Below are 5,033 nucleotides of genomic sequence, written 5' to 3' on the forward strand. Positions count from 1 at the left end.
TTCGCCAGGTTGTTCACGGACCACTCGCCGCCTGTAATCAAGGCCGGCTCAAAAGCATACACCTCATCCGGCCCCAGCGGGCCCAGTTTCTTCAGGGCCTGGGGGAACAGCGGTTTGTCGTTCATGTCGGTGAGGTCATAGCCCTCTTTGTCAGACATAACGAAAAAGGACTCAACAGCACTCTCCACATCTGGAGCACTGGATTTTACCTCGCTTTCAAGAGCGATAATGGCATGGGTCGGGCAGCTGATTGTAACGCACCGGTTGGTTTTTTCGCCCCACACGTACAACTCCCCGAACGCCGTCCGGGCAATGGCCCGGTAGGTATCCAGCGTCTCGAACGGCGTTCCCTCCAGCCACATTGCCACCAGGTGATCGTAGTCCGCCGGGTTCACCAGCCAGAACAGGCCATCGGCAAAGCCGCTCCAGCCCACATCCTGCCAGTATTCCAATAGCAGGTCCGGCAAGACTCCGCGATACTGCTCCACCTCGTCCGCCGTCACCGGCCTGGGGTGGGTGGGCTCACCAAATTCCTCGATAAAGAGTTCCATCGATTCGTCACGCATTACTAGTATCCTCTTGCCATCTCCAGGCGCACATTCATCTTCGCCGCGCCCTGGCCGTTGGCAACGGCGGCGTCGGCGGCCTCCTCCATTGCCTCTAGCCGGCCACTCTGTTTCCAACTGCTGCCGATCGCGGAGTTGATGTCGGACCGCCCCATGCCGCTGGGCATTGGGTCATGGTAACCCCCGGCCACCATGTCCGGCTCGTGGAGGGCGGCCAGCTTGTCTGCGATCTGATCGGCCCGTTCCTTAGCCTGTTGTCTCATTTCCTTTTGGGAGAGTCTTTGATCCTTAGGCAGCGCTTTATTTTTGCGATTCAGCGAGTCGAAAATATTGGTACTGACACGCTTCTTAAACCTTTCTCGATAGGTCCCCTGCATTTTCTCAGCCAGGGGATTCCGCCCCGTACCGGCATAGGCATCCCGCGCCGCCTTGAACTCATCGGCGGACATGCTGTTGATGGCCTCTTCCTGGCGCTTGAGCTGCCGGTTGTATTCCTGAAGGTAGGCTTTCTTGTCCGCGTCCGACAAAGCCTCGTACTTCTTGTTGTACGGCTTGAAGGGCGGAACCTCTGTCTCCGGAAGCCGGTCAAGGTTTTTACGGGCCGCATCAGCAGCTTCATCCGCATTCTTGCCAAACTTGTTCTTAATGGCCCCTGGCACAGGTACCTTATCAAGAACACGTCCCACAGGCACACGCTCAAGCGCCATCATGGCGCCCCAGGCGGCCACGTCCCCCCAGCCGGCATTCGCCACATTGCTTGGATCGGCACAAGCCTCTTCGCCAAGGCACAGAATGAGATCGCCGTCGGCATTCTTCTTCAGCCCGACCGCTTCACCCTCGGTCTCCGGCAGTTCACTCATGGCCGGCGCCCGAACGTTCTCTAGTGGGGCTTTCTCTCCTTTGTCAGCATTACTCGGCGTCACCACCGTCTCATAGTCCAACCCCAGCGGATCACTGTAATCGACCGGATTTGGCGTGTACCGGTAGCTGTTGAGCCCGCCCTTGATGCCGAGTGGATCGGGCGTTAAATAACGGCCCGTTGCGGGGTCATAATCCCGGAAGCGGTTGTGGTAGATCCCCGTCAGTTCGTCTTCGAACTGCCCCTGCAGCCTGATGGGCTGGTGGATGGGGCCGTTGGGTGTGTCCGGATCACAATGGCCCCAGGCATCCGCATTGGCCTGCCAGACAAGGCTGCCCTCTTCGCTCCACAGCCGGATCGGCATTCCCCGCCAGTCGAGTTCGTAGTAATAGGGCGTGCCGTTGATCAGGGTCAGTAGCGGGGCGTCGGTCTTCGGGTCCCGGATGTAGTACTGCCAGGTGCCATCCGGGCGGTGTTCGCCGAGCAGGGCGTCGCCGTGCCACAGGTAGGCGGTGGTGCCCGCTTCGCTTTTGCGCCAAGTGCGGCGGCTGAGCGCATCCGTGCCGTACTGGACTCTTAGGCCTTCGCGCCTGAGTTCAATGAGCTGGCCTTCGGCGTCGTAGTGGCGGTATTCGGGGCTGACGCCGCCGAGCACGGCCGTCTCGGCGCCCAGCGCATCGTAGTGGCGTTCGGTCTCGCGGGTGCGGGTGAGGCGGTCGCGCTCAAGCTCGGCCGCCTCGTCGGGCAGGCGGTTGCCGCCGTGGTCGTAGGCGAAGCGCTGGTCGTTCTCGCCGGTGAGCTGGCCCTGGGGGTCGCGCTGGAAGCGGCGTTCGCCCTCGTCGGTGTCGGTGTAGGCCTCCAGGCGGGACTCGGCGTCCCAGTGGTAGCGCCAGGTCCGGGAGGTGGCGCTGGCCTGGTCGTTGGGGTTGGCCTGCCAGCGGCGCTTGACCAGGCAGTCGTAGCGGTCCCAGACCTGGCTCTGGTGGTTGGCGCCGGCGGCCCGGCGGGCGCGTTCACGGCCCTGGGCGTCGAATTCGCGTTCGATGGCGGTTTCACCGTTCACGGCTAGGTCTTCCAGCGGCCCCGGCGGTCATACTTGTAGGTGAGCTTGGTACCGTCGGGCAGGGTCTCGGCTGTGCAGAAGCCAAGTTGATTGTATTGCCAGCGGTTTTCGCGTCCGTCGTAGTGAGACACTGGACAATCTGGTATTTTGGGAGGATCAACGCGCTCCCATCGATGAACTGAGCTTTCAATTTGAGGGCTTAAGCCAGCTTGATGACGAGGAACGCAAGGTCGCCAAGGCCGTGCTGGAAAATCTGACTCTCAACCACAATGCCAAGCGGGCTTTTGCTCGTCAGATTCGAGGTACCAACTAATGATACCCGTTATCAAACACGCCTGGGATATAAGTGAAGCGGAAGCCTTAAGCCTACAAAAGGAACTGGCGGATAAAGTCGTAAAGACAGACACATTTAGTGAAATAAAACTTGTCGCTGGGGTTGATGTTGCCTATCAGAAGAACAACGATAGATTAGTCGCTGCTGTCGTTATCCTAGATGCCGAAACCTTGGATGTGGTTGAAAAAGCAACCGCCGAAGATGTTGAGCGCTTTCCTTATATTCCTGGACTGTTTTCGTTTCGAGAGCTGCCACCGATCATTAAAGCACTCGCAAAGTTAAAGCACACTCCAGACTTGATTGTGTGCGATGGGCAAGGTTATGCGCACCCCAGACGTTTCGGATTGGCTTGTCATTTAGGGGTGATCTTTGATGTGCCGACCATCGGCTGTGGCAAGACGCGATTACTAGGGTTACATCAAGATCCAGATATAACAAGAGGCGCTATTTCGCCTCTTGTTGAGGACGACGAAGTGATTGGAAATGTACTACGAACTCAGATTAACACCAATCCGATTTACGTATCCATTGGCCACCGCATTTCATTGGCAACGGCCTGTCATTGGATATTAAACCTAACGCCTAAATACCGATTACCGGAGACAACTCGCAAGGCAGACCAGTTGGTTAAGTTCAAGCTAAAGAGTGCTCAGCTTTCTGGATCGCCATAAACACGCCTGAATTTTTGAAGAATTTTGTAATTAGAATCCGAAGATTCAGGATCTAACTTTCTTTCAACAAGCAAGTTCCCATCATGCGACCACTCCATGCAATCCAACTCAATTCCCCACTCATAATGGGCTTCGAACTTTTTCCTGCCATCCTCAAAAAAAGAAGTCGACTTACCATATTTCATACCTCGCTTACATTCAGTCTCCTGCTTTATCTGACCATTTGGGTACCATTCTTTACAAACATTATGCTCAACGCCATCTTTATATTCAGACTCAGCCTTCAAATCACCGTTATCAAACAATTCATACCCAATGCCAGTAAACGGAACATCATTGTAGCAACGAATATCATCATCATACTGTAATTCGTTTTCCGGAATTCTATTCAACATCTTTAGTTACTCCCTTTCGCTGACGGCTCTAGTGGGAATTTCACGCCATCCGTTAAATATGAACAATGCGGGCAACGTGGAATCGGATTACCCCGAGTAGATTTAGAGCCACCAGAATTAATTACCTGAAGCAAAAACTCGGATTTTGTCGAACCGGGCCTTGCAAGCATAGCGTCATTCAATGCATGAACTTCTGCGTGAGTACCTGCCCCCTTGGTCTTTATATATCCTGTGAGAACGTCGTCAGGCATTTGCTCCAAACTTGCCCGCATCTCTGGAGAAAGAACACTTGGAATTTCACCAGCGCCCGTATTTCTGCCAAAAAATATTTGGCCTGTTTTGGTATCCATAACGCCCGCTAGAGCTGGACCCATTTTATTAAACGAAACACCTTCCGTCAGCAATCTGTCATATTCGTTCGCAGTTGCTCCACGCAAGTTAATTTGTTGGTTTAGTTCAGTACTACTCGCTGCATTATTCTTAATTCTTTGCAAAGCGGCGACTTCATCTGCAACAGAACTGTTTGGAACCTCAGTGCGTGTTGCTGTACGGGCAGCGTCAGCCAGATTGTCCACACCCTTGGCCGCTTTACCAGTATTCGCTGCCGGAATCGGCGCCCAGTCCATAAATCGCTCAGGGCCGGTGCGTAGCCCCTCATTCTGATTGGTGAGCGGGTTAATGCCTGAGTATTTCTCGTTGCCGACAGTGTTGCGCCACGCATCGGCGATATCCGTAGCGGGACCGCCAATGATGGCGTTCACAACCCCACCCGTGATGGTATCCCGGAACCAGTTCGGTTCCATGGCCTGAATACTGCCCACATCCGCACCGTTCGTTTCCACCATGGACGGTACGTCCGGCTTCATGTTGGACAGGGCCGCAAGCTCTGTCTTGTCCGCATTCCCAGCCCCGATAATGGACTCGTAGTCGAGTCCAAGCGGATCGATATAATCGAGTGGATTGGGCGTGTAGCGGTAGCTGTTCAGGCCTCCCTTGATGCCTATCGGGTCCGGGGTCAGGTAGCGCCCTGTTTCCGGATCGTAGTCCCGGAAGCGGTTGTGATGGAGGCCGGTCAGCTCGTCCTCGAACTGCCCCGGCAGCCGCAGTGGCTGATGGATGGACCCATCCGGGGTTTCCGGCTCGCA

The 5,033-nt window shown here is 55.4% G+C and carries 5 protein-coding genes; 1 reads left to right on the forward strand and 4 read right to left on the reverse strand.

Features of this window, described 5'->3' with window-relative positions:
- Together AC1RQI_RS16195 and AC1RQI_RS16200 are read right to left on the reverse strand one after the other, a co-directional pair.
- A partial coding sequence (locus tag AC1RQI_RS16195; RefSeq protein WP_481905648.1) for a GAD-like domain-containing protein occupies positions 1-566 on the reverse strand: 566 nt, incomplete at its 3' end.
- A 2-nt stretch (positions 567-568) separates the two neighbouring features.
- On the reverse strand, positions 569-2,488 hold the full coding sequence (locus tag AC1RQI_RS16200; RefSeq protein WP_481905649.1) for a polymorphic toxin type 15 domain-containing protein: 1,920 nt from the start codon (positions 2,486-2,488) through the stop codon (positions 569-571).
- A gap of 312 nt (positions 2,489-2,800) precedes the next feature.
- Between AC1RQI_RS16200 and nfi the strand changes: the two genes are divergently transcribed.
- Positions 2,801-3,493: a deoxyribonuclease V gene (gene nfi, locus AC1RQI_RS16205; protein WP_481905650.1), complete on the forward strand. Its 693-nt coding sequence runs from the start codon at positions 2,801-2,803 to the stop codon at positions 3,491-3,493.
- Here nfi and AC1RQI_RS16210 read toward each other — a convergent pair.
- Positions 3,472-3,888: a toxin-antitoxin system YwqK family antitoxin gene (locus AC1RQI_RS16210; protein WP_481905651.1), complete on the reverse strand. Its 417-nt coding sequence runs from the start codon at positions 3,886-3,888 to the stop codon at positions 3,472-3,474. The two genes, nfi and AC1RQI_RS16210, sit on opposite strands and share 22 nt — an antisense overlap.
- A 2-nt stretch (positions 3,889-3,890) precedes the next feature.
- On the reverse strand, positions 3,891-5,033 hold a 1,143-nt coding region (locus tag AC1RQI_RS16215), incomplete at its 5' end, for an RHS repeat-associated core domain-containing protein (RefSeq protein ID WP_481905652.1).

This window comes from Salicola sp. AFF1, assembly GCF_056783195.1.

Coding starts and splice junctions, on each gene's coding strand:
- nfi (WP_481905650.1), top strand. CDS start 2,801: ATGATACCCGTTATCAAACACGCCTGGGATATAAGTGAAGCGGAAGCC.
- AC1RQI_RS16210 (WP_481905651.1), bottom strand. CDS start 3,888: ATGTTGAATAGAATTCCGGAAAACGAATTACAGTATGATGATGATATT.